Origin of the sequence: Flavobacterium chilense (genome assembly GCF_001602525.1) — a bacterium.
Classification (GTDB): domain Bacteria; phylum Bacteroidota; class Bacteroidia; order Flavobacteriales; family Flavobacteriaceae; genus Flavobacterium; species Flavobacterium chilense.
This window is the reverse complement of the sequence record NZ_LSYT01000002.1, coordinates 348,583-375,339: the sequence shown is the minus strand read 5'-3', so window position 1 is coordinate 375,339 and position 26,757 is coordinate 348,583. Positions and strand designations below refer to the sequence as shown.

The following is a 26,757-nucleotide window of genomic DNA, read 5'->3' as shown; positions in this document are numbered from 1 at the left end:
CATGTATCCTTATTTCAAAAAGAAATTCATTATACCCGCTGTTGCTGCAGGATTTTTATTTATTGGAACTAGTTTCAAAGACGATTTTTTTGAGATTGCCAAGCAAATAGAAATTTTCACCACTTTGTTTAAAGCCGTAAATACAAACTATGTCGACGAAACAAATCCCGGCGATTTGATGGATAAAGCCATTAAAAGTATGCTGGGAAGTTTAGACCCTTATACGGTTTATTTTAACGAGCAGGATGTGGTCAATTTTAAAATTAACAATACTGGAGAATATACCGGAATTGGCGCTTTGATTTCAAGAAAAAAAGATCGCTTAATTGTGCGTGAGCCTTATAAAAATTATCCTGCTGATAAAGCCGGACTTAAAGCAGGTGACGAAATTATTCAGATTGGTGATGTTATGATTGCCGATTTTAAAGATGATGCTTCTCAATTATTAAAAGGAACCAAAAACACTAAAATCGCCATTAAATATCTTCGTCAGGGAAAAACTTTTACGACTGAACTGGTTTTGGATGAAGTTGATATTAAATCGGTTCCGTTTTATGGAAAAATTGATGATAAAACGGGTTATATTGTTTTGGCACATTTTAGCCGAAAAGCTGCTACTGAGGTAAAAGACGCTCTTGAAAAGCTTAAAGCCGATGGTGCGAAACAAATTGTACTTGATTTAAGAGGAAATCCGGGTGGTTTATTAAATGAAGCTATTGATATTTGTAATTTATTTGTTCCGAAGAATGAAGTAATTGTAACAACAAAATCAAGAATTGAGAAACATAATAATACTTACAAAACAACGAAAGAGCCTGTAGATACTGAAATTCCGTTGGCTATTTTAGTAAATGGAAGAAGTGCATCGGCATCTGAAATTGTATCGGGCGCTTTACAGGATTTAGACCGTGCTGTGATTTTAGGAAGCCGCAGTTTTGGTAAAGGTCTGGTTCAGCGTTCTGTTGACCTGACTTATGGAACTCAGCTTAAAGTGACTATTTCAAGATATTACACTCCTTCCGGACGTTGTATTCAGGCATTGGATTATGCGCACAAAGATAAAAATGGTGTTGCGCAAAGAACTGATGCTAAAAACTTTAATGCTTTTAAAACACGAAAAGGAAGAACTGTTTATGATGGCGGAGGTGTTTTGCCGGATATTGAATTAGACGAAGCTAAAATGAGTCCGATTACAAGTGCATTATTAAAAAATGACGGGATTTTTGATTATGCTACCACTTATTACTACAAGAATCCAAACCTGGGAGATAAGATCCCAACTATTACAGATGCTGATTATACAAGTTTTAAGCAGTACTTAAAAACGAATAAAATTAATTTTGATACTGAAACTGAGGTTGCTCTGAAAAATACTCTGACTGCCGCCAAAAACGAAAAAATCGACGAAACAATTGCTCCTGAATACCAACAATTACTGGCTGCTCTTGAAAAAAGTGAAACTACTCTATTAGACAAAAACCAGAAAGAAATCAGAAATCTTATTCAGGAAGAACTGATAAAAAGATATCAGTATCAGGAAGGTTTATATCAATATTATATTAAAAACAATTCAGAAATTAAGAAAGCGGTAAGCGTTTTAAATAATCAGACTGAGTATAAAACGATTTTAAAAATGTAAACAAAATGAAGCTTTGTAGCGCCCTATTTCTGTTTATTATTTACAATTTATCGGCACAACAAAAGAGCATTGAAACTATTTATTTCGAATTCGACAAATTCGACCTTACACCAAAACAAACCGAAATTGTAAACCAATTTATTAAAAGTATTGACAGCTCTAAGGTAGAGTCTATACAAATTTATGGCTATTGCGATGATCGCGGAAACGATGATTATAACTTTCGCTTATCAAATAATCGTGCCAATACGATTCAGAAATTGTTGATTACCGCAGGATTTAATCAAAGTAAAATCGTGATTTTAGAAGGTAAAGGCCGTGTTGTTTTAAGACTTGACACGGTTGAGAACTTACATGAAACTCGTTCTAAAAACCGGCGGGTTGATTTGATTGTGGTTAAAAAAACAGCTTCGGGAAAGGAATCCACAATTCGTTCACCAACAAAATCAAAGTTGGTGATAAGATTTTCCTGGATAATATACTGTTTGACATAGGAAGTGCGAGACTTACCTGGGCTTCTAAAAAAGAGTTAGATAAAGTCGCAACTATTTTACAAAATCAGAAAAATGTGCAATTTGAAATAAGAGGTCACGTTTGCTGTACTCCTGAAATATATAGTGACGGAATTGACAAGGACACTAAGGAAAGAAGACTTTCGTGGAACCGAGCCAAAACCGTTTTTTATTATCTTAGTTCTAAAAAAATCTCTAAAAACCGAATGTCTTATCAGGGCTGTGGCAATAAATTTCCTTTGGGAAAAGGTGATAATCTTGATCGCCGTGTTGAATTTTTGATTACTAAGATTTAATTTATTTCTCTAATAACATTAAAAAATAAGTTTTTATTTTTCTTAAAGTTTTACTCTAAAACAAATTACTAAACGTTTATTCTAAAGAGAGTTATAAAAAAAGATAAAATACATTTTTTGTTATCGCAACTTTATGACTTTACGTTTTTTTTCGTTATTCACGAACCATTTCAATATGCGGAATATCATCTTCCAGGTACATCTCGCTGGTTTGTATGAATCCGTGGCTTTCGTAAAATTTCTTTAGATACAATTGAGCTCCAATAGTAATTTTATCTTTATTGAAGTTTGATTTTATGGCGGCAATAGCTTCACGCATTAAATCATGTCCCCATTTTCGATCACGATAATTAGCATCTACTACAACTCTGCCAATCGAAGCATTATCAAAACTAATTCCGGCATCAAACAAACGTACATAAGCAACAATTTTACCCTCATATTCTCCAATTAGGTGTAATGCTTTCTTGTCTTTGCCATCAAGGTCTAAATAAACGCAATTTTGCTCGACTACGAAGATCTCACTTCTTAGTTTGAGCAAATCATATAACTCATGAACTGTTAGTGCCTCAAACGGCTTTATTTTCCATTTTAATTCCATTTGCCTCTTGTTTGTGGTTTTGGGATTCTTGTTTATTTGTGTTAGAAGCAAAATTACACGAAATATTATCAAATGAAAATCCCGATTGCAATTTGACAATCGGGATTTTTATTTTGTTGTGTTTTTTTGATTACTTCTTCTTCATTATAATTTCCATGCTTTTGTATTCTTTACCATTTTTAACATCAAACATTTCCATTTTACGGGTTTTAGGATCAATGATGGTGTAAAGCTCACGATATGGAGTTTTGATTCCGTTCATTGGGTTTACAACATCTCCTTTTAGTTCGATACTTTTTGTCTTATCATCGTACTTGCCATAAGCGACCATCATTCCGGTGCCCATATTGTCGATAAAAGTGGTTGTATATTCCTTGCTTGCATTATTATAGGCAAGTGTGCTTCGTCCAACAAATGGCTGACCCATCATTTTTCCCTGATAGTTGGCTTCCTGATAACGTCCGCCAAGAATCATTTTAATATCTGCAACAGAACTGGCTTTTTCAGGTTTTCCATTTGGTTCAGACCAAAAGGTCATATCACAGTTCCATGTTCCTATTTCATCTGCCATCAATTTATGTGGAGCTCCCGGTGTTGCATAAGCCTGCCAGGCTTTCATTTGTGCTACAGAATCTAATGGTTCTTCGGCAACTTGTTCTTTCGATTGAATACTATCAGACTCTTTTGTCGTAACGGTATCAGTCTTTACTTCTTTTTTACAAGAGATAAAACATAGCGTTACTAATACTAATGTTGTGGCTAATTTTTTCATAACTATTTGTTTTATTGTTTGTTATAAAACAAAAGTATGAAATATAATGATGTCTTTCTTTCAGCCTAATGTATAAGTTCTTTTGTGATAATGTTTTGTAAATTTCAAACACCTGAATGCTTATCTCTTATCGATTTTAACTGATTTGATAATTGCTTCAAGATCGAACATTAAATCTCTTTCTTCATTTGAAGGTGAATAACAAAATCCTTCTATGACCAAAATTCTATTGTACATTTCGTCTACAATTGCATAATTGATGAATGGTCCGGACATAAAATCATTCTTTAGCTCCCAGGTTCCTTTGGTTTCATAAGCTTGTTTTCCGTCTAATGTAATCGTAGAAAAATAAGGTGCATAAGCTTCACCAGTGATCATTCGTGTATTGGGTTCACGACCTTTTATATAACTTCCGACAGAATCACGCATTTTAATAATGTTACCTACAACGGTTGCACTTTTTTTAAAACTGTGTATTGGAATCTGATAGATCAACAGGCTTGTATTACCACTTATAATATCCTTTTTAAGCCAGATAAAATTCTTTTTGTGCAACATGTACTCGTAACCTGTTGGGATTTGTAAATCGATATGGAATTTGTTTTTTATAACAGTGGGATTTAATAAGGACTTACTGTTGTCTTCCTGAACTTTTTTAATCTCGGCATCTCGGATGATTTTGATAATTTGTGAAGAGTTCAGTTCGATGCTGCAAATGATATCATCGATTGATTTTCCGTAAATACGAAATGTATTGTGGGGTAATGATTTGCTATGGGTAATTTCGAATTTATCTGCAGCGGCTTTTTTTACTACAATAATGCTTCGGCTATCTGTAACGAAACCTTCAAGTAAACGTGCGGGATATTGGTTAATAGTAAATAAAGGCTCTTCCTGAGTGAGGCCTAAAACGGGTGAAGCAAATTTATTTCGAATACTGTCTCCTACTTCTCCATACCATAACTGATCGTCTATTATAACAGAAATAGAGTTTGTTTTTCCGGATACGGGCTGGTCTTGTTTTTCGTTTTTTAAACACGACAGCAGTAAAAACGGAAGTAGTAATAATAAAAAATGGGTTTTATTCATTTTCTCAAGTTATGAAATAAAACCCAAATTTAGGTAAGATTTTTTATTATCCGTTTATTTTAAGTTTCATTCCGGGTTTAATATCTCCGTCTTTAATATTATTCCATTTTTTAATATCTGAAATTGTTACTCCCGGATATTTTTTAGAAATACTATACAACGAATCTCCTTTTTTAACGTAATAATCTTCTCCGATATCTTTGGTTGAAGTAGCTTTTTTCTTGAATGAATCGATTGAAGAATTTGAAGCTATGGCTGTTGTTACAGCATTTTCGTCAACAATTTCAGGAACTGCTTTAGAAACTATTAAAGTTTTTCCTAAACCAATATTGTTTGAAGTTAGACTATTAAGCTCTTTTAACTCCGCAATAGTCGTACCGAATTTTTTTGCAATGCTTCCTAAATTATCTCCGGCCGCTACAACATATTCCTGAGATGGTGTATTGTTTTTATCTTTATCGTCATTAGCAGCAATTGCTTCTTCTGATTTTTTCTCTACGGCAATTGTTGATTTTATGTCTTTTGTCGCTTTAGCAATCGGATCTGAATCCAACTTAATTTTTAAGCTTTTACCAAGTGCAACAGCATTTGTTTTAAGGTTATTCCATTTTTTTAAATCGATAACATTTACATTATACTTTGCTGCAATGGCTCCAAGATTATCTCCTTTTTGAACTTTATACCACTTAACATCTGTATCAATAGTTTTCTCCAGTCTGGCTTTTGTTTTAGAAGTAATTTTTAAGGCTAACTGAGTAGGTATCGTTTTGTTTTTTGACTGATAGGCTACGTAGTCATAAATTTTATCTTCGTTTGAAACAAAAGTGGCTATTTTATCTTTTGGCAAACGCAGAAAATGGGGTTCTCCCTGATAAAAAGGAACTACATTTAATTTGTAAGAAGGATTTAAAAGCTGAATTTGAGATTGTGGCATGTCCAGTAAATCTGCAAGCTGCTTGAATGTCATTTCCTTTTTAATGTTAACCGTATCTGTTTCGAAGTTTTTAACAACGGCTCTTTCCGGATTAATTCCATGTTCTTTATGGTATTCAAAAAGATACATTGTAGCGTAAAAAGCCGGAACGTAACCCTGGGTTTCTTTTGGAAGTTGATTACGAATGTCCCAATAACCTGTTTTTCCGTTAGAACGTCGGATTGCTTTGGTCACATTTCCCGGTCCTGAATTGTATGAAGCTAAAACCAGTTCCCAGTCTCCGAAAATATTGAACATTTTAGTCATATATTCTGAGCATGCTGATGTAGCTTTTAGAGGATCGCTACGCTCATCGATATATGAATCTATTTTTAGTGCGTATTGTTTACCGGTTCCGTACATGAACTGCCAAAGTCCGGTGGCGCCCATTTTAGAAACTGCTTTAGGATTTAAAGCAGATTCTACAACGGCTAAATATTTAATTTCTAATGGAACGTTTTGTTTGGCAAAAGCGTCCTCAAAAATTGGGAAATAATATTCTGAAAGTGCCATTAGTCTTGAGAACGATTTTTTACGATTCTTAAGAAATGACTTTATTATGTTTTCTAAACCCTGATTGTATTCAATATTAAAAGGCGATTTCTCATTCATGGCCTGAAGACGCTGTTTTAACAAATCTGTTGGCAACTCTTCATCAACTGTAACATCTGTGTTGATGGTCTGAATGTCTTTTGTCAGGTCATTGTAAATATCCAAACTTGTTAATTCGTTCATCCAAAGGCTGTCAACCCGTGTGGCAGCTACATCTTTCCTGAAGGAATTTTTAACAGAATCTAAATACGATATCTTTACAATTGGCTTTAATTCAACTTCGGTTTTTGCAGTTTCCTGCGCAAACATCGACATAGAAAAAAGAACCGAAACGACTATTGATATTTTTTTTACAATCATATAACATTTTTTTAAAATTCTATAATTCAAACAATTACAGAAACCTTACTTTTGCAAACTTAAACAGATTACCGATAAAAAATATGCAAAAAAATGTTAATTGTGATATTTTAGTCTAAAATCGCAGCGATTCCAGGCAAAACTTTTCCTTCTAACATTTCAAGCATTGCCCCACCACCAGTAGAAACATAGCTCATTTTATCTTCTAATCCGAATTGTTTTACAGCAGCAACTGAGTCTCCTCCTCCTACTAATGAAAATGCTCCGTTTTTAGTAGCTTCGGCGATATAATCACCTAATGCGATTGTTCCTTTTGAGAATGTTTCCATTTCAAAAACTCCTAATGGACCGTTCCATAAAATAGTTTTTGACTCTAAAATTACTTTTTTGAAATTCTCTAAAGATTTTGGACCTGCATCAAGACCTTGCCATCCATCAGGAATTTCTCTTACATCAACTACTTTTGTATTTGCTGTATTTGAGAAATCATCTGCAGCAATTACATCAACCGGAATATGTACCTGAACGCCTTTTTCTTTGGCTAATCTTAAAATTTCAAGTGCTAATTCCTGTTTGTCATCTTCACAAATAGACTCTCCAATTTTACCACCTTGTGCTTTAATGAATGTAAATGTCATACCACCACCAATGATCATATGATCTACTTTGTCTAAGATGTTTTCGATAACTGTAATTTTAGATGACACTTTAGATCCTCCAAGAACTGCTGTTACCGGTTTTTCGCTATTTTTAAGTACTTTGTTTAAACTTTCAATTTCTTTTGCCAACAATGTTCCGAAACATTTTTCTGTTGGGAAGAACTGCGCAATAATAGTTGTCGAAGCGTGTGCTCTGTGAGCTGTACCAAATGCATCGTTTACATAGATATCTCCTAATGAAGCTAACTCTTTTGCAAAGGCTACATCACCGGCTTCTTCTTCAGCATGAAAACGTAAATTTTCAAGTAATAAAACTTCTCCCGGTTGTAGATTTTTAGCAGCTATCTGAGCTACTTCTCCAACGCAATTTTCAGCAAATTTTACCTGAACTCCTAAAATTTCAGAAGCTGTTTTTAAAATATGTTTTAGTGAGTATTTTTCTTCTACTCCTTTTGGTCTTCCTAAATGCGACATTAAAATTACGCTTCCGCCTTGTGCTAAAATAGCATCAATTGTTGGTTTTGCAGCTTCGATACGTGTTGCATCTGTAACATTAAAATTCTCATCCAATGGCACGTTAAAGTCCACACGAATAATTGCTTTTTTATTTTTAAAATCGAAATCGTTTAGAGTTTTCATCTTGATATTTTTTTTAATTTTTTGGATCGAAAAACAAATATAGAACTTTTAGGGTAGTAATAAATTCGAAAAATGTAAAAATAACCTAGCTATAACAACGAAAACGATGTAATTTATGAAATAAAACAAATTAAGTATTAATAATGCTAAAAATACTTGTTTAATCGTGAACCGGACTTTGTGTACAAGGACAGTTACTGATCGATTGTAAGAAATCGAAACCAATTGTAATGGAATGTGTTCCTGTATTGTAATTTCCAAGCTGATTAAACATTACCTGATAGGAATATCCAAAATAGAATTTAGACTTCATGAAACCAACCATTGGTCCAACTGATAATGGTTTTGGAAACTGATCGTTTAAGAAACGGTATGAAACTCCTATCCAGTAGTAATCTTCGTAACGGTTGTAACGTCTGTACTTAAAGTTAAAATCGGTTGTTGAACGTTTATCACTTGCAAAATACTGGTAGTAAACTGATGGTTCATATTCGATACGGCTATTTTCTCCGTCTTTAAAAACAAATCCAGAATATATCTGATAGTTTGAAAGCAATGATGGTTCAACTCCTCTGTATTTATCGGTATTTTTCTTTAACACGTTATTCGCATTAAAACTCACATAGAATCCTTTGTTACGGTACAATGCACTAATATCGAAGTTACTGTTTGCGGTATAACGATTGTCTGTAACGGCAGGGTCTAAAATAGGATGTTCGATCGTATTATTAAACTCGTCTATATCGATACGGAAACTATTAAAGTTATACGAAAGTCCAAAGGATAAATATTGTTTTGAATAATAATCTAAAATGATATGGTGTGCAAACGAAACTTTTGCTCCGGTTTGACGCGTATAACCATTTTTATCATTATAAACATTGATACCAACTCCAGATCGGTCTAAAACTCTAAAATCAGCATAAAGCGATTGGTTGTCGGGCGCATCTTTAATTCCAACCCATTGTGTAAGTCCGTTGGCTCTAATTCTAAGGTTATCTCCAATACCGGCAAAAGCTGGTGAAATAACAAAAGGATTGTCCGCTAAATATTGCGTGAAAACCGGTAGGTTTAACTCTTGGCTGTAACTTGTTGTTACAGCCATGAGTACTAAAGATAAAATTAACTTTTTCATTGTAATAATTTTTTTAGATAACATCATTCGGGGCTCTTATTTTGTTATCTGTATAAAGTGAAATGTCCTACAAACTCTCTGTCATCTTTCGCATCATTCAATTTAAGAACATACCAGTAATCTCCTGAAGGTAATTCTGCGCCATTATATCTACCATCCCATTTTTGACCGTAGTGGTATTTGGCAATTACACGACCGTATCTGTCGAAGATTGAGAACTCCAGGTTGTTGTAAATATTAGTACAACCAGGACCCCATGTATCGTAAACACCGTCTCCGTTAGGAGTAAAGTAATTATCAAGACAAACATCTATGTAAACTGCAGGAACTGTGATAGTAACTGTACATCCGTTTTTATCTCTTACTACTACTACGTAATCTCCAGATTTGTAGATTTTGTATTTGTTAGATGATGTAAATGGCTCTCCGTTGAAACTGTACTCGTAAGCAGGTGCTCCACCAGCAGCAGTTACAGAAATTACATTCATCTCTTGTTGTCCTGATGACAATGTAAGCGTTAATGGATCATAAGGTTTAATTACAAAACTAGCCGTTGGAACTTCACAACCATTAGTATGTCTTACCATTACTGTATGTGTACCTGGTGCTACATTTGTAAAAATGTTAGCTGGCTGATATGTTCCTGTTCCGTCAAGTGAATAATCAATTTGAGTTAGATCTGTATTGCTTGCATCAACTGTAATTGTTACCATATTAGATTGTGAATTGTTTACACAATCGTAGTTAACTTCTACAGTTGGATCAAGGGTTACTGGTAGAGGCATGTTTTCTACAAACTCATTCGTACATCCTTGTGCATCTACAACATAAACTGTATGAACTCCTCCTGAAAGATTAGTAAAGTCGAATATGGTTTGAGTCGCTGTACCTACAGTATAAGTTCCTTTTTTATCGTCAAGACTTACACTATATGGTGCAGTACCACCTTTAATTTCGATACTAAATGCTCCATCTTTGTCTCCTTTACAAACTTCAGGAATCATAGAGTTTGCAAGTTCTGTTACGATTAGAGGTTTTGGTTGTGTAATTTCTACCTCATCGATAACGTAACAACCATTTTCATCCTGAGCAATTACAGTGTATTTACCTGGTGCAAGTTTATCAAAAGTGTTTTTAACATCAAAACGATCTAAATCTGGTGATATTGAATATTTAATTGTTCCTGTACCGCCTGTTGCTGCAACTACAATCTGACCATTGTTTTCTCCAAAACAAGAAACATTGGTTGGTGTAAATGTTGCCTGAATAGCTGTCGTTGGTTGTTTAATTTCGATTGGACCTGATGCTGCAGGACAATCACCACTAGCAACTTTTACAACATACGTTCCTATTGGAAGATCTTCGAATCTGCCATTAGCTTGTGCTGGTCGAACAACACCACCTGCAGTATTTTCTAAGGTATAAATATAGTTTCCTAAACCACCTTTTCCAGTTGCTACAATAACTCCTGTAGCTTCTCCCATACATTTTACTACTGCATTGGTAACATCTAATTCTATTTCTAATGGCTCTAATGCATCGATTTTAACTTCGTTAGAAATTTTCGCCACACAACCTTTAGCATCTTTTACATAGTATTGGTATTTACCAACTGGTACCGGGAAGGTAACAGAAGTTGCAAATGAACCAATTGTTGTTGTAAAAGTCTTATCAGCACTGTATGTATATGGTCCTGAACCTCCTGTTGCACTTAATGTAAGTGTTGATTGTGTATTACAAGTCTGAGTAGATGTAAGTACTAAACTTGGAATTACTTCTGTTGGCTCAGTAATCACAACATTTGCAGATGTTGCAGAACATGTAAATCCGTCAGTAACTGTTATACTGTAAGTTCCGGCAGGTAAGCCTGTGAAAACAGGATCACTTTGTGGACCAGATACAATAACCGGTGTTTCTGATAGAATATTTAATGTATACATATAGTTACTTCCCTGACCACCTGTTGGAGGGTTTACTGTAATTACTCCTGATCTGTCGCCAAAACATGGTAACACTGAAGCATTTGCCGAAGCTGTAACCACAATTGGATCCGGTATTTTCAATGATTCTGTTGCTGATGCCGGACATCCCAGACCATCTTTAACGTTTATTGTATAATTACCCGCAGATAATCCGGCGAAATTACCATCTGTATTTTGCGCAATAACCGCTCCGTTTAATACCAGTTCGTATTGGTAATTATTATCCCAGCCACCAGTTGCAGTAGCTGAAATTTCTCCATCATTATTACCTGCCACACAAGTGATTTCAGATTTTGTTGTTGTCACTGTTAAAGCAGCAGCAGGTTGTGAAATATTGAATACTGACTGAACAGTACATTCAGGATTGTTAACCAACTTAGCCACTACAGTATATTGACCCGCCACTAAACCTGTTACTGACCAAGGACCAGCATTAGGACTTGTACCTGTAATAGGAGCTGGACCTCCAGTGATTGTATAATTGAAAGCTCCAGCGTCATTTGTTGGAATTAATTGATTATCTACAAAAGTTAAATCAACACTTCCATCTGCAGTTCCAAAACAAATTTGAGCATTAACTGGAGTTGCTTTAATTTCAAATGTATTTGGATCAAATACATAATGAGCTTCCTGAATTGTACATCCTGTTGCAGGATTTACAACCGTAATTAAATAATTACCTATTGGCAATCCTGTAAATACACCTGTTGTATTATTAGCTGTAAAAGTACTTCCGCCTACTCCGGCAATACTATATAGTAATTGTGCCGGTGTACCACCAGTTGTAGCAACTGTAACAGTAATATCCTGATTGTTTACACAAGTAATATCTTTGTTAATTGTTACTGTGATATCGTCTAAGCTAATAAAAGGTTTAATATCAATTATTGATGTAGATGCACCTGTACATCCTTTATCATCATAAACATTTACAGAATAAATTCCTCCTGTAAGATCAAATACTGTATAGGTATTTGAAGTACTTTTTTGAACCTCAACACCGTTTTTCATGAATTGATACAGAACGTACTTACCTGATCCTCCTGTAACTGTGTTTACTGTAATGGTAGCATTCACATTTGTATTTGTTCCTGTTGTACAACCAAATTGAGTAAATACAGGATCTGCAACAGCGATTGGATCTGGCTGAAGAATTTCAACATCTTCTAAATCTTTACAACCTCTTCCTGATGTTACTGTTACAGTATATTGACCTTTTGGCAATCCTGTAAATACATTTGAAGTCTGATTAGGTCTAAGAACTGGTCCCGCAGTAATACTGTAATAGTAAATTGGGTTGTTGTTTTTACCTGTTTCATCAATAGTTGCAGTGATCGTTCCATCAGTAAATGTGTTACAAGTAACATCTGTATGAGTCAGAGTAAATCCGGCAATTGGAGTTGCAGGCAGAATATCAAATTCAACAGTTCTCTCACAATTTGTTGTTAGATCAGTTACTGTAATTGAATGGTGTCCTGGACCAACATTTGTATTAAATATTCCTGTTGGCTGACCAAAGTTACCATTTAAACTATAGCTATAGTTTGCAGGAGTTGAACCTCCGGTAGCTGTAGCTGTAATAACTCCATTGTTACTATTACAATCTGGTAAAGTTGTTATTTTAACATCTAAAACCAGAGCTGGTGAAATATTAATTACTGCTGTCGTTGTTACTTCACAATTATTTCCATCTTTTACTGTTACATCATAAGAACCAGATGTATTAACTGTAAATGTTGGACTAGACTGGAAGCCATTACCAATGCTATACTGAATTGGTGCTACACCTGTAACTCCTGTAATAGTAAATGTATACGTTCCGTTTAATGGATCCGGACATTGACTAAATGGTGCTACTGATGGAGTTGTTGGTAATGCATCTTCGATGATGGCTTGAGATTTCATCAATGGACATCCGTTAAGGTCTTGTACATAAATATCCCAATTCATATTTGCACCGTTGTTAGTATCAACAGTAATAACATTATTTGTTCCAAAAGTAGTAGGAGGTGCTGATGTTGCAACAACAACAGCATAACGATAAGCAGGAGTTCCTCCAGTAGCTGTAATTGTTATTTCAGCCGTTTTATTATTACAATTTGTATTCGTTGCAGTAGATGTAAAATCTAAAACCGTTGGTTGGTTAATAACAAAGTTTGCTATTTGGCTCTGACATCCAGAAGTATTGTCTACTACTGTAAATGTATATGTACCTGCAGTTAAACCTGTATATGTTATAACATCTCCTGTTTTAGTAGCTGTTCCAGTAACTGGTGACAATGCATATGTATAATTAGCAGGAGTAATATAGTTACTTACTACAAATGATGCAGTACCTGTGTTTCCTCCATTACATAATACATCTGTTAACAATTGAGTCGCAGCTTTAATTTTATCAGATTCTTTAATCACGATAGCTTTAGTTGTACTACAACCATTAGCATCCGTAACTTTAATTTGATAATTATCTGGCAACAATCCTGTGAAAATACCCGTTGTATTGTTCGTTACGGCCGTTGCAGGTGAAACTATTTCGTATTTATAAGGACCTACACCACCTGTTACTGTATTTACTGTAGCAGTGGAAACTCCTCCAGCAGTATTACAATAAATTGGTGTTGCTGTAATATCCATATCTGTCGGCGGTGTATAAGGATTTACAATGGTATTTCCTGAAACTCTACATCCGTTAGCATCGATTACTACATAGTAAACTGTTTTAGGTGCAACTATGGTACTAACGGTTAATGTTGGTGAATCACCAAAAGTAACCCCATTGTCAAAACTATATTTATAGCCTGGTGTACCATTCTGAGCTGTTAAAGTTACTACAGCATCTTGTGGTGCATTAGTTACACTACATCCAAATGGAGTAACTGCAGCAGTAGCAACTAAAAGAGTTGGTTCTGTAATAAAAACGGTCTTATTAACAACACATTTTTTAGCATCTCTTACATATACTGTATAGGTACCTTGTGTTAATCCCGCAAAAATATTTGATGCCTGATATGCTATACCATCGATACTATATTCGTAAGGAGCAAGTCCGCTACCGGCAGTAATTGTAATACTTCCGTTGTTACCACCTTCACAATCTACGTTGAATTCAGAAGTAGAAATAGTAGGCATCACAATAGGGTTTACCACTACAGGTTTTGAAACTGTCTGACAGTTTTTACTATCTGTAACCTGGAAAACATATGTTCCTGGAACGTTTGTTGTGTATGGAGATGTTGTTGGTGTAAAACCACCTCCATTAAATGAAACTTCATAATTAGTATATGTTTTAGATCCCTGAGTAGCTGTTAATGTAACTGTAGCTAAGTTAGGAGCGGCACAAGTTAAATCCTGAAGTGTCGCATCTAATAATAATTGCTGATCAAGTTCATAAACATACGGAGTAGTTGCATCACAATTGTTAGCATCTCTTACGTAGAAAGTATATGTACCTGGTGCATTAAGAACAAAATCAGGGCTTGTTTTAAATCCATTACCAATACTGTATGTTAATGGACCTACCCCATGACCTACCAATGTAACGTTTACAGGAGAACCATCATAACAAACACCAGTAATTGGGTCGATTGTTGGTTTAGGATCTGTAACGATAGTCAATGGTAATTGAGCAATACATCCGTTTGCATCTTTAACATATGCAATCCAAACTTTAGATGGATCTAAAACAGCATTCGGACTAGCTTTGTAAGCTGTAGCTAATGGTGCAGTTGGGCTTTCAGCATAAGCATATGTATAACCAGGAGTTCCTCCTGAACCTACAACACTTACTTTTGCACCAAAATTACAATTTGCATTAACATTAGAAACTAGTGTTAATAATAATGGTGTTGCCGGTTCGCTAACATTTACATCTGCAAATGCAACGCAACCAGTAGCCACATCAACAACATCTATTTTATAGTTACCTACCGCTAAATTAGTAAGCGTAACTTTAGGATTAGTATGTGTTCCTGCAACTGCAACCCCGTTAATAGAATAAGTATAAGTTGTTGCAAAGTTACCTACGGTAAACTCAACAGAACCATTAGGTGTTGCTGCTGTTTCATTACAACTTACATCTTTTATTAATTGACCAGAAACTGTAATATTTGTTACTGGTTTTATTGTTAATGATTTCTGGAATGAACATCCATTTGCATCTGTTACTTTGAAAACATATGTACCTGGTAATAATCCATTGAAAACATTTACAGTTCCGTTATCAACCGCATTGGCGATTGGTGAAACGATTTCATATTTTGTAATTGCATATCCACCCGCTACAGTAACTGTAATACTTGTTGCAGGAGCGTTACAAGTAATTGCAGCACCGGCAAAAGTTAAATCTGTAATTTTTTGGTATGGATTAACTATAACTGTATCATCAAATGTACAGCCTTTAGCATCTTTTACATAAAAATGAATCGTTTGTGCTGCACCATTATCTAATACTGTTAAAGTATTAGCGTCATAGTAATTTGAAGAACCATCAAAATTGTATTTGTAAGGTGCTGTTCCTGTTCCAGCAGTAACATTTACTGTTACAACAGCTGGCTGAGCAACATTGTTTACGTCACATGAATAAGCAGCAACAGAAGCAGTAGCTGCTAATATAAGTGGCTGGTTAACTGTGTAAGATTTTGATAATGAACATCCTCTACCTGAAAATACCGTAATTGAATAAGTACCCTGAGGAAGATTTGAGAACACATTATTTGTTTGTACATATCCTGCCGGAGCTGGTAAAATTGAATATGTATACACTGGATTATCACTTCCAGCTGCTAAGTTCACTGTAATAGTTCCGTCACTTGCACCATTACAAGAAGCATCAGTTACTACAGCATTAAAGTCTACTGGTGTTGGAGCAGAAAGCTCAACTGGAGCTGTTGCAGTACATAAAGTATTCGTATCTGTAATGGTAATCGTATAAGATCCTGCCGGAACTCCAGAAATAACATTACTTACAACAGTACCCACATTAGGAGTAATGCTATATGTAAATGATCCTGAACCACCAATTGGTGTTAATGTTATAACTCCATCATTGTTTGCACAAGTAGGTAATGCAGTAATTACTGGTGTTACTCCTAGTGGTTTATCTATGGTAATTGATTTAGTATCAATACATCCATTTGCATCTTTAATGCTGATTGTATTTAAACCAGAATTAAGACCTGTAACATCGTAAGGTAGACCAGGAATACTTGTGTATACCCCACTTCCGTTTACACTAATCGAGTATGGAGCAATTCCAGCTGTAACTTGAGTAACTTTAACTTCATATGCTCCTTCAGCTGCACATTTATTATTAACTGATAATGCGATTTCAGGACTAGGATCTAAAGCTATTGTTATGTTAACTCTATCTGTACAGCCTTTTGCATCTTGTACAACAATATCCCAATTTTGTCTTGTAGCATAATCTAATACTAAAACATTATTAGTTCCAAAAGTTGTTGGTGTAAATCCAACAGGTCCGGCTGCGTAACCGTAAGGTCCCGTTCCTCCGGTAGTTGTTAAAGTAACCTGTGCACCTGCATTACAAGTAGCATTTACAACATTTGAAATTGTTGTTTTAAGTGGCTGTGCCGGTTGTGATACATCAAAAGTAAATGCATTAGAACAAAGAGTTCCACCAACCTCAGAAACTTTTAAAACATAATTTCCAGCTTTTAGTGTTGATATAGAACCTGAAACAGGACCTCCTAACGGACCAGTTAATGTTCCGCTAATTGCTGGTGTAACTGGTAATAAAGTTAAAGCATTTAATACTACATAATTTATTGTTGTTACTGCCGGATCATAATCTCTAACAGTAAATGTCAGTGTTCCTGTTGAAGTTCCGTTACAAGTAGCATCTGTTATTGTTGTTCCTGTAACTTTAATATTCGATGGAGGGTTTGGTGTTTTAAATTCTAAAATAGAGATACACTCATTATTATCCTTCACTTGTAAATAGTACGTTGTACTATGAGCTAACCCAACAAAAGTATAGCTTGCACTAGCCATTGGTGCAGTTTCTGTTAATGGCTGACCAAAAATAGAATATCTATAATTTGGTGTACCTCCAGATGTTGTTACTGTAACATTTACTCCTGTAGCACAATTGTTTGAGTCAGCAACAGCTGTCATATTCAAATAAGGAGGTGTTTCAATTCTTAATTTACCACTTCTGTATTCACAACCTTTTGCATCAACGACAGTAATATAATAATCACCAAAATTCAAGCCTGCAAATTTATAAACCGGCGTTGGATTTGCTGATGTTTCCGTATAATTAGCTATTTCCGTAAATGTATTATCGTATAATCTATATACATAAGGAGCTGTTCCTCCTGATATTACATTAATATCAAAACTACCAGGTGTATTCAAATTACATAAAATGGCATTACGAACAATGTTAACAGCAATTGGAGCCGGATTAACTAGAGTAATTGGAGCCGCAACTGAAGTACATCCTTTTGCATCTTTTATAACATAATTGTATGTTCCAGAAGCTAGTCCTCCAAAAACGTTAGTACTAACAAAAGTAACACCGTTGTCAATGCTATACGTAAATGGAGATACTCCAGACGTAGCTGTAAGTGTAATAGAACCGTCAGTGTATCCATTACATGTAGGATCAACTTTAGAAGCTGTTACTAATACAGTTTGTGGCGATGTAACTGTAACTTTATTTGTTATTTTCTCACAACCACTTGCATCTGTTACTTTGAAATAGTATTCTCCCGCAGTATTTGTTGTAAATGTATTTCCTGTCAAATTAGCAGATGTAGTAAAAGTTACACCGTCTGTAGAAACTAGATATGTATAAGGTGCTAAACCACCACCAGCATTAATAGTAATTGTTGCATTTGTAGGATTTGCACATGTAATATCTTTAACTAAAACAGCGCTTGCTGTTAAAACAGCATTTACTGTTACGCTAACATTATCAGTACAATTATTAGCATCTTTAACAGTAATAATATAAGTACCAGGAGATGCAACTGTAAATGTGTCAGCAGGACTAGGCGCAACACCTGAGCTGATAGAATAAGTTAAAACTCCAACTCCACCAGTTCCCACAGCTTTAATTATAAATGAAGTTCCTGTAGAAGTACATTGGTTTGTAACCGAAGCTGTAACATCCGGAGCGATATCTTTAACAAGGGCAGCATCTAATTTTGTTGTACAACCATTAGCATCTTTTACCCAAACATCCCAATTAGCAATAGCCGGATCAAGATTAGCTGTATTATTTGATTTATAATCTGTAGATAGAGGAGTTACATTGTCTTGTACAAATGCATAAGAATAAGTTGGTGTTCCTCCAGTAACATTTACCGTTACTTTTGAAGTTGGAACATTACAATTAGCATTTACAATAGTAAGGGTAGCTCCTAAAACATTAGCTGGTTCTGTAATGTTTACAGTTTTGCTGGCAGAACAATTTGTTGTTTTGTCCTGAACTGTCAAAGTATAATTACCCGCAACTAATCCGTTTAGGGTAATTACATCTCCAACGGTTGAAGTTGTATAAGGTAATCCTGCAGGCGTAGATGTTACTGCTACTGTATAATTTCCTGTAGCACTAAATCCAGAAATACTGAATTTTGCAGAACCGGTATTTCCTCCATTACATAAAACATCGCTTAATTTAGATTCAGCAACTGCAATTGGAGTCAATGGAACTACTGTATAAGACTGGATAGCAAAACATCCGTTTGCATCTGTTACTTTAAAAGTATAAGTGTCTGCCACTAATCCTTTAAATTCTCCTGTTGTAGCACCTGTTACATTTGAAGTAGAAGAAGCCGGAGCTGTAATCACATAAGCTAAAGTACCTACTCCATTTGTTGTTGAAACTGTTACAGTACTTGTAGTACTCGCAGCTGGTGAACACAAAATCGGAGTACCTGATATTGAAACAATAACAGGAGGATCAAGCTTGTTAATTATAATTTGTTGAATTGGAGTTGTACATCCTTTAGCATCTTTAACAGAATAATTAATCGTTTGATTTGTTCCGTTATCGTTTACTGTTAAGGTATTATTATTAGTGTATCCACTTCCGTTAAAGCTATAAGTATATGGAGCTGTACCTGTTGTTGGTACTGCAATTGTAACCGTAGCTGATTGTTTAGTGTTGGTAACACTACAAGTAAAATTAGTAGCAGAAGCAGTTGCTGTTAATGTAGTAGGCTCAGCTATTGTAACATTAACGCTTCCTGTACATCCTTTACTGTCTTTTACATAGAAAGTATATGCACCTGCAGCTAAATTTTCGAATAATGAAGTCGCTACATAAGTAACATTGTCTTTACTGTATGTATATCCACCTGAACCATTAGCTCCTGTTAACTGAACAGTTCCTGTTGCTGAACCATTACATGAAGCATCTACTTTTACAGCAGTTACTGTAGGAGGTGCAATAGGAGCTACAATAGCAGATGTTGTTGCAGGACATCCGTTTGCATCTGTAATTACAAATGTATAAGTATCCGCATTAGCCGGAGCAACAGAAATTGTAAATGATGTTCCAGCAACAGTAACAGATCCACCAGGTGTTCCTGAGCCTTTTGTTACTGTATAAGTATATGGAGTTTTTCCTCCAGTAATATCAACTTTAATAGTCGCATCAGGAGTTGGAGTACAATCTAATTCTTTAGTAACACCTGCTAAGGCAGAAACTTTAGGATAAACCACTACAGGTGTAGCTGCAGCTGTTGTACATCCATTTTTATCTTTAACCGTTACTGTATAAGATCCTGCACTAACTGTAAAAGTATTGCTTGATTGGAAATTAGTTCCATCAATACTATACGTTAAAGGTACTAATCCGGTAGCTGTTGCTGTAATTGTAAAACTAGAAGTTGATCCTGTCTGACATTGATTATCAACAACCACACTTGAAATAACCGGTTTAGAATCTACTACGATTGTTATTGGGAAATTATCCGTACAACCATTAGCATCCTTCACATAAACCACCCAGTTTAATACTGTTCCGTTAACTGTATCAACTGTTAAGACATTATTTGAAGCATAAACTGTAGGAACCGCAGCGCCTTGTTTTGCTACTGCATAAGTATAATTTGGAGTTCCTCCTGTTGAAGATGCTGTAATTTCAGCAGTAAATTTGTTACAATTTACTGTAGTTGCAACAGCACTAACATCAACACTTGCAGCTGGCTGCGTTAAAGTTACTGTATAAACAGACTGACATTTAGTTAATCTGTCTGTAGCTGTAATAGTGTATGAACCTACTGGCTGAGCAGTAGGAACTGCAACAGTTGTTGTAGCTGCACTTACCGCAGTAGCTTGTTGAATGATTGTATTAGCAGCATTTCTAATAACATAATCATATCCGTTTGCTTTAACACCATTTACAGTAAATTCGATAGTTCCGGTAGAACCAAAACATTGAATACTTGTAAGTACTGAACCACCTGTAATAATATCTGAAATTGCTTTTATTGTATATCCTTTTGTAAATAAACAATTTGTAGCAGTGTCAGTTGCCTGGAAAATATAATCTCCAGGAGTCAATGATGCAAAGTTTCCGGTTGTATTTGTTGCAGGGTTAAATCCTGCAGGACCAGAAATGATCTGATAAGTAATGTTTGCTAAACTTCCAGATTTCACCGCCGTTAAAGTTACATGTCCTCCGGCAGGAACTGTAGAACAATCATATCCGCTATCTACAATAGTAATATCTGTAATTGGATCTAAAGTACCAATTGAAATTGATAATGGCCCAAATTGACAATTATTAGCATCTCTAACATATGCCGTAACTGTTCCGGCAGTTGTTGTTGAGTATGTATTTGTTGAAGTAAAGTTTGTAGTTCCGTTGAAACTATAAGTATATGCTCCTGTTCCTCCAGAACCAGTAACTGTAACTACAGCTGGTACTGTACCTGTAGTACTACATTTAATAACTGTTGCAGAAATTGATCCTGACACAGCAGTTGGCTGAGTTAATGTAATATTTCCAACAGCAGATGTACATCCTTTATTGTCTCTTACCTGATAAGGGTAGCTAATATTTGGGCTTAAATTAGAATATAACGAAGTTGATGACCAACCTAAATTATTAAAGTTGTATTCGTATCCTCCTGAACCTCCTGCACCAACTAACTGAACACTACCATTTGTAAGACCATTACATGTAATTTGTGTTGGGTTAGCAGTTACTGTTGGATTTGTAATTGGACTAATTGTCGCTGTAACATAAGCTTTACATCCTTTAGAGTCTGTAATTTCAAAAGTATAAAGTCCAGCTTCTGTTGCAGGGTAATTAAATGTATTACCTGTAACATTTACGCTAGCTCCATAAATACCTGCATCTTTTTTGACTTTATAAGTATATGCTGCAACTCCATCGGTAATATCAACTTTGATAGTTGCATTTGGAGTAGTACAGTCTAATGTTTTTGTAATAGAAGCTGCTGCTTTTAATTCCGGAGCAATTACAATTCCGTTTATTGAAACCGGACAATTATTACTATCTGTAACAGTAATACTATGCGTTCCTGCTCCTACATTTGTAAATGTATTACTAGTTTGTGCAGGTGCACCATCTAAACTATAAGTTATAGCTCCTGTACCTGTAGCAGTAACTACAAGAGTAGCACCTTTAGCAGCAGTATAGCAATAATCTGTAGAAGCTGCTAAAGTCGCTGTTGGCTGCGTTGGCGCAACAACTGTTACTTGTGCAGATGCGCTTGAAGAACATGCATATGCATCTCGAGTTACAACTGTATAAGTTCCGGTAGGCACATTTGTAAATACACCTGAATCCTGGAATGCAGTTACTACTGTAGTACCATTTGCTGCTCTCAATTCATATTGATATGCAGGTGTTCCTCCTCCTGCAACAGCTGTAATAGTTGCTCCTGTAGTACAAGTTGCTGTTTTTGTAACACTTGCTGTAATTGTTAATGCAGCAGGAGTACCTATTGGCTGATCAAATGGGAAACTACAACTTGCAGCTGTATTATCATAACGTATTAAAATCTTATATGTCTTACTTGTCAAACCACCAACGGTAACTGGTGAAGTTTTAGAATTTGTCCAGGTTGCCCCATTATCTAGAGAGTAATCAAAACCATAAGTTGTATTGAAGTTTTGAGCAGCTAATGTAATTTCTCCATTATTAACACCATTACATGTTAAGTCTTTATGACCTACAATTGAAGCTGAAAAAGCTTTATTGGTATCAATGACAATTGGGAAATCTTTTTGAGCAATACAAGATTTTGGAATCTGACGAACCCAGATATCATCTACAAGTAAATCGTTTCCACTAAAGTTAGTATTATAAGAGCGAATAACAAAACTAAGATTGTTATAAGCTCCAGGGTTTAAAGACAATTCTTTATACTCCCATTTTTCATTTCTTGGAACTCTCCAAGGATTTGCAGTATCTGTAGTTGCAACAATAGTTTCTGTTCCGCCTACTCCATTTAAATTATTAACTAATTGAATCGTTAATTCAGGATCAGAATAACCAGATCCGGTAGTACTCTTCATTAAGTTCTCTGCCCATAACGAAATAATTACCGGCTGATTTACAATAACATCCTTAATTGGTTTACTGTATATAATTCCTCCAACGCCTGCTGAACTTCCAATATTCACACATAAAAATCTTCCTAATGGATCAGAAGGTGTCGTGTGATCTTTAGCCACTACCCATGTACCACCAAAAGTGGTTTTAATAGAACTTGCAACTGCATATTTTCCATCATTAATTTGGTAATCATTAATATCTCCACATAATTTTGACCAACTTGCAGGGTGCGGTGTTGATTCATCTTCAAAACAATATACCGGACTAATTCCAGGAGTTGTGGTGTAACCTCCTTTTCCAAAATCTTCCTGTAATAAATTACTATAAGTAGAAACTGTACTTACATTATATTTTACAGAAACAGTATGTGATCCAGAAGGTACATTTGTAAATACATTATTTGTAATTGGAGTATTTGGTTTACCATCTAAATAATACTCATAAGTATAAGTTCCAGAAGTACTGTTTGTTACAGTTACCTTACTTGTAGCTGTACCATTACAGTTAAAAACAGGATCTTCGACTTTTATAGTCGGATCTGCTGGTTTTGGATCCAGAATAATATTATAAGGAATAGTATATTCACAACCTAAAGCATCTTTTATCTTTAAGATATAAGTTCCCGGTAAAACATCTTTTTCATTAGAAGCTTGCCAGTTTGCGCCTCCATCAAAACTATATTGATAAGGAGCTGTTCCGCCTTGTGCGTTGTTAATTCTTAATTTACCTCCTAAACCAGTTAATGTACATCCTGCCAATTCAGCAACACCAGCTGAAGCTGTAACTGCAGAAGTTGGTCCTGAAATAATTACTTTTTGTGCCGGATCTGTACAATATTTTACTGCTGGCTGTCCATTCACATCGGTATAACTCATACCGTATCTTACAACTACGTTATACGTGCCTGGCTGTAAATTAGAAAATACAGGATTCGTTTGAAAAGTCCCTCCGTTGTTAATGCTATAAGACATTATATATCCGTTAGCATTCGTAAGGTTGATTTTTATTTGTGCATTATCATTGTAACAATTACTATTTGTATTAGTAACGGTATAAGTTGGTTTTGCATTATCCGGAACTGTAATAGTTCTTGTTAGTGTACAGTTGTTCTTGTCTACAATTTTAATAGTATAAACTCCCGGAGTTGTAAAAACAAATTCATTCTCTGATTGAAAAACGGTATCACTGTTTATAAAATAATTATATGGTGAATTCCCTCCTTCGGTAGTAATTCTGATTTTTCCGTTACTACATGCTGTTAAAGGTTCTATTAAAGCAACGGTAGCTTTGTACTCATTCCAAACCTTACCAACATAAATATATTTAGTGTCTTTACAACCATCATCTGTAGAAACTTCTACAACATAATTCTGATCTGTATTTAAATTATCAAAAGTATATTCAGAATCCGGTACTGGACCAACGCTCGACAATAAAGTTCCATTATTATAAAGTTTATAATAATATTGAGCATTTGCATCATTTACTGCAACTCTAATTTTTCCTTTCTCACCATAACATAATGGTTGTGTTACATCCTGTACTACATTAAAGTTTCTTTGTCTGATCTGGATATTAGGAACAGTAAAAATACATGTGTTTCCTGTTACACCAGCTAGTCTAACATAAACCGTATAAAAACCGGCAGTAGTAATATTATTAAAGATATTACTAGCCTGATAAGTTGTACCATTAATACTGTACTCATATCCTGCAGGAACGCCTCCAACTGTAATAGTACCAGGTTTACCACAAATAATATCAGTATGTTTTTCTGTAGGATTTAATGAGTTCGTAAATACATTAAAGTAGAAACGGTTAAAACAACCTCCTGCATAATTTAACGTTAATCGATATTGTCCAGCAATTTTAGCATCATAATTTGGTCCGGTTGCAACCTGAGTCCATGAACAAGATGTACCTTCATTAGCACAACTTGCACTACTTGGAGCAGTACAGCTTGTCTCATCTAATTTTTCCCAAACAAGAGTAGAACCATCTGATACGTGAGTTTCAATTAATCTGGAATCATTTGCACCGCATAAGAAAAGATTAGGTAATTCTTTTCCGTTATTTGGACAAATTAAAACTTCTCCTTTATATGGCGCTTTCGCATAAGGAAGTACAGGGTTTGTGTTTGTACTACCAAATCTGGTTACTGTAATAGCCTGGTAAATTGATCTACAAGGTGCCGCAGCCAAATTGTATACATAATAAGTACCAGGATCTTTAACATTAAGTGTTTGTCCTGTACCAATTTGTTTTGTGCGTGCTTCGTCACTATACCAGGTATAACTTGTATATCCGTTTGCAGCAACCAAGTCTACATTGTCTTTACACAAAGTAACATTTGCTGTGTATTTACAACCATCAACACCAACTAAAAAGTTAGTCGCTTTTGGAGTTAATATACATCCTGTATTGGTATTAACACTTGGATCATCTGAAATTTGAAAATCAGGATTTAAAGTTCCTTTATAAGTGGCGTATGCTGAGTTATCGATACTGTTAGAACATGCTTCACTCAACGAATTACAATCAGGCACAACCTTAACTTTAAAGCTTATCACTTTTTCTGTTAATGTATTGGCTTTAACTACAGAGTCATCTATTTTAAAAACAATACTTCTGGTCGCAGGATCGTAACTTTGTACCGTTACACCAGCTGGTAATGGGTTTAAATCTCCAGGGTAATTAAATATAATATTGATTGGTAACTGGTCTCTAATCGTTAATGATTTAGCATCATCATTACCTGTGTTTTTAAAACCAATTTCATAATTTAATTGTTGTCCTAATGTTACATTTTGATTTCCAATATTAGTTCCGGCAGAATTTTTAACGATTTTGGTTAGTACGATATGAGGCTCAATAATGTCAACCGCAAAGGCATTAAAATAGTAAAAGTAAACATCCTGAGTACTTCCTAATCTAATATTTGCCGAAGTCGCATTATTATCAATAACGATACCCCCGGGTTTTAAAATCGTTCCGGGATTATTAATATTCAGAATACCCGCATCATAACCAAGGGTATTGGTACTGGCGGGATTTCGATTGAGAAAATCTTCTGTTTTATCGGTAGCAGGATCAACATAAGTCACACTACTATTAAAAAAGTTATTACCGGCCCTGATAACCTGATTAGCAGCATTTGTGGCACTAATAGTTGAACCGTTAATTTGCAGATAATCTCCTGCAAGAGAATAATCTCCCTCTAAAGCTGCAAAAGCAAATTTTACACGAACAGGACCAGTAGGGATGGTCTTAAATCCGGAAACAGGAATATCTAAAGTAGTAGCACCTCCAATTGCACTAAACCCATCAAATGAAGTGATATATTTTGCTGGCAGAGTAGGATCTTCGTAAACTACATAAATAGACCAACCAGCAGATAAACCTGTTCCGCTATTTGTTCCTTCACTGGATTTAACATTCGCAACTGTATAAACTCCCTGAGCATCAGTTTGGCCTGCAACTAAAGAAGTAATGTCTGCATAACAGGCGTATGTTTTATTATTATCACTACCAATAGGTGTTGTATTAGCATCATAAATAATCTGACCTGTGATATCATTATAACCACCACCGCTAGGCAACTTAAGCTTTACCTTATCAATACCTGTACGATCATTTTGCTGAAGAATTGCACCCCAATACAAACCTGCATAAACGATTTTATAACAAGCCGGTTTTGGTACGGTCAAAGTTGCACTACTGGAACTGAAGGTCGTATTATCATTATCGATATCAATATATTTCATATCGAAATCAGAATTAAGATTAGGCCCGTTATAAGCAACATTTGGCCTAGCATTTCTTCCTCCATCTCTGTTCAGGATATTATTACCAATAAGCAACATGTCTCCTTTTAGCCTCTTGTCAAATCTTGGCGTAAATGGCTTAAGATTCTGAGAAATTACAAAGTAACTTTGAAAGAAAATCAAAGCTAATAAAATCAATCTTAGGTTAGTAGGTTTTTTCATAA

General features: G+C 35.2%; 10 protein-coding genes. 3 read left to right on the top strand and 7 right to left on the bottom strand.

All coding sequences use genetic code 11. The features are described from left to right. The first annotated feature begins 1 nt into the window (after position 1). The 3 genes from A4F88_RS06660 to A4F88_RS25880 are packed head-to-tail and all read left to right on the top strand — an operon-like array spanning position 2 to position 2,447. Entirely contained in the window at positions 2-1,639 is a 1,638-nt protein-coding gene (locus A4F88_RS06660) for a S41 family peptidase (protein ID WP_068841801.1), read from the top strand. A gap of 5 nt (positions 1,640-1,644) precedes the next feature. Continuing rightward, positions 1,645-2,133: an OmpA family protein gene (locus tag A4F88_RS25885; RefSeq protein WP_317041606.1), complete on the top strand. Its 489-nt coding sequence runs from the start codon at positions 1,645-1,647 to the stop codon at positions 2,131-2,133. Next, a complete protein-coding gene (locus A4F88_RS25880; RefSeq protein WP_317041608.1) occupies positions 2,061-2,447 on the top strand; it encodes an OmpA family protein in 387 nt (128 codons plus the stop codon). The genes A4F88_RS25885 and A4F88_RS25880 overlap by 73 nt, the downstream gene beginning before the upstream one ends. A 154-nt stretch (positions 2,448-2,601) precedes the next feature. Here A4F88_RS25880 and A4F88_RS06650 read toward each other — a convergent pair whose 3' ends face one another. The 7 genes from A4F88_RS06650 to A4F88_RS06620 all read right to left on the bottom strand — a co-directional run bounded on the left by A4F88_RS06650 (position 2,602) and on the right by A4F88_RS06620 (position 26,755). Beyond that, positions 2,602-3,048 carry a GNAT family N-acetyltransferase gene (locus A4F88_RS06650; RefSeq protein ID WP_068842312.1) on the bottom strand — a complete coding sequence of 149 codons (447 nt, stop codon included), beginning with the start codon at positions 3,046-3,048 and terminating at the stop codon, positions 2,602-2,604. A gap of 130 nt (positions 3,049-3,178) precedes the next feature. After that, on the bottom strand, positions 3,179-3,820 hold the full coding sequence (locus A4F88_RS06645) for a DUF1579 domain-containing protein (protein WP_068841800.1): 642 nt from the start codon (positions 3,818-3,820) through the stop codon (positions 3,179-3,181). A gap of 120 nt (positions 3,821-3,940) precedes the next feature. After that, positions 3,941-4,909 (bottom strand): DUF4837 family protein, encoded by a 969-nt coding sequence (locus tag A4F88_RS06640; RefSeq protein WP_068841799.1) that lies wholly within the window; start codon positions 4,907-4,909, stop codon positions 3,941-3,943. 46 nt (positions 4,910-4,955) lie between these two features. Next, positions 4,956-6,794: a LysM peptidoglycan-binding domain-containing protein gene (locus tag A4F88_RS06635; protein WP_068841798.1), complete on the bottom strand. Its 1,839-nt coding sequence runs from the start codon at positions 6,792-6,794 to the stop codon at positions 4,956-4,958. A 110-nt stretch (positions 6,795-6,904) separates the two neighbouring features. Beyond that, positions 6,905-8,092 (bottom strand): phosphoglycerate kinase, encoded by a 1,188-nt coding sequence (locus A4F88_RS06630; RefSeq protein WP_068841797.1) that lies wholly within the window; start codon positions 8,090-8,092, stop codon positions 6,905-6,907. A 160-nt stretch (positions 8,093-8,252) separates the two neighbouring features. Continuing rightward, the gene (locus A4F88_RS06625; protein ID WP_068842311.1) at positions 8,253-9,227 is read right to left on the bottom strand and encodes a PorP/SprF family type IX secretion system membrane protein; all 975 of its coding nucleotides are present in this window, start codon (positions 9,225-9,227) and stop codon (positions 8,253-8,255) included. 44 nt (positions 9,228-9,271) lie between these two features. Then, on the bottom strand, positions 9,272-26,755 hold the full coding sequence (locus A4F88_RS06620; protein WP_073075421.1) for a T9SS type B sorting domain-containing protein: 17,484 nt from the start codon (positions 26,753-26,755) through the stop codon (positions 9,272-9,274). Positions 26,756-26,757 lie beyond the last annotated feature (2 nt).

What these genes read in the sequence shown, in the direction of transcription:
- A4F88_RS06660 (WP_068841801.1), top strand. Translation starts at nt 2, where the DNA reads ATGTATCCTTATTTCAAAAAGAAATTCATTATACCCGCTGTTGCTGCA.
- A4F88_RS25885 (WP_317041606.1), top strand. Translation starts at nt 1,645, where the DNA reads ATGAAGCTTTGTAGCGCCCTATTTCTGTTTATTATTTACAATTTATCG.
- A4F88_RS06650 (WP_068842312.1), bottom strand. Translation starts at nt 3,048, where the DNA reads ATGGAATTAAAATGGAAAATAAAGCCGTTTGAGGCACTAACAGTTCAT.
- A4F88_RS06645 (WP_068841800.1), bottom strand. Translation starts at nt 3,820, where the DNA reads ATGAAAAAATTAGCCACAACATTAGTATTAGTAACGCTATGTTTTATC.
- A4F88_RS06640 (WP_068841799.1), bottom strand. Translation starts at nt 4,909, where the DNA reads ATGAATAAAACCCATTTTTTATTATTACTACTTCCGTTTTTACTGCTG.
- A4F88_RS06635 (WP_068841798.1), bottom strand. Translation starts at nt 6,794, where the DNA reads ATGATTGTAAAAAAAATATCAATAGTCGTTTCGGTTCTTTTTTCTATG.
- A4F88_RS06630 (WP_068841797.1), bottom strand. Translation starts at nt 8,092, where the DNA reads ATGAAAACTCTAAACGATTTCGATTTTAAAAATAAAAAAGCAATTATT.
- A4F88_RS06625 (WP_068842311.1), bottom strand. Translation starts at nt 9,227, where the DNA reads ATGAAAAAGTTAATTTTATCTTTAGTACTCATGGCTGTAACAACAAGT.
- A4F88_RS06620 (WP_073075421.1), bottom strand. Translation starts at nt 26,755, where the DNA reads ATGAAAAAACCTACTAACCTAAGATTGATTTTATTAGCTTTGATTTTC.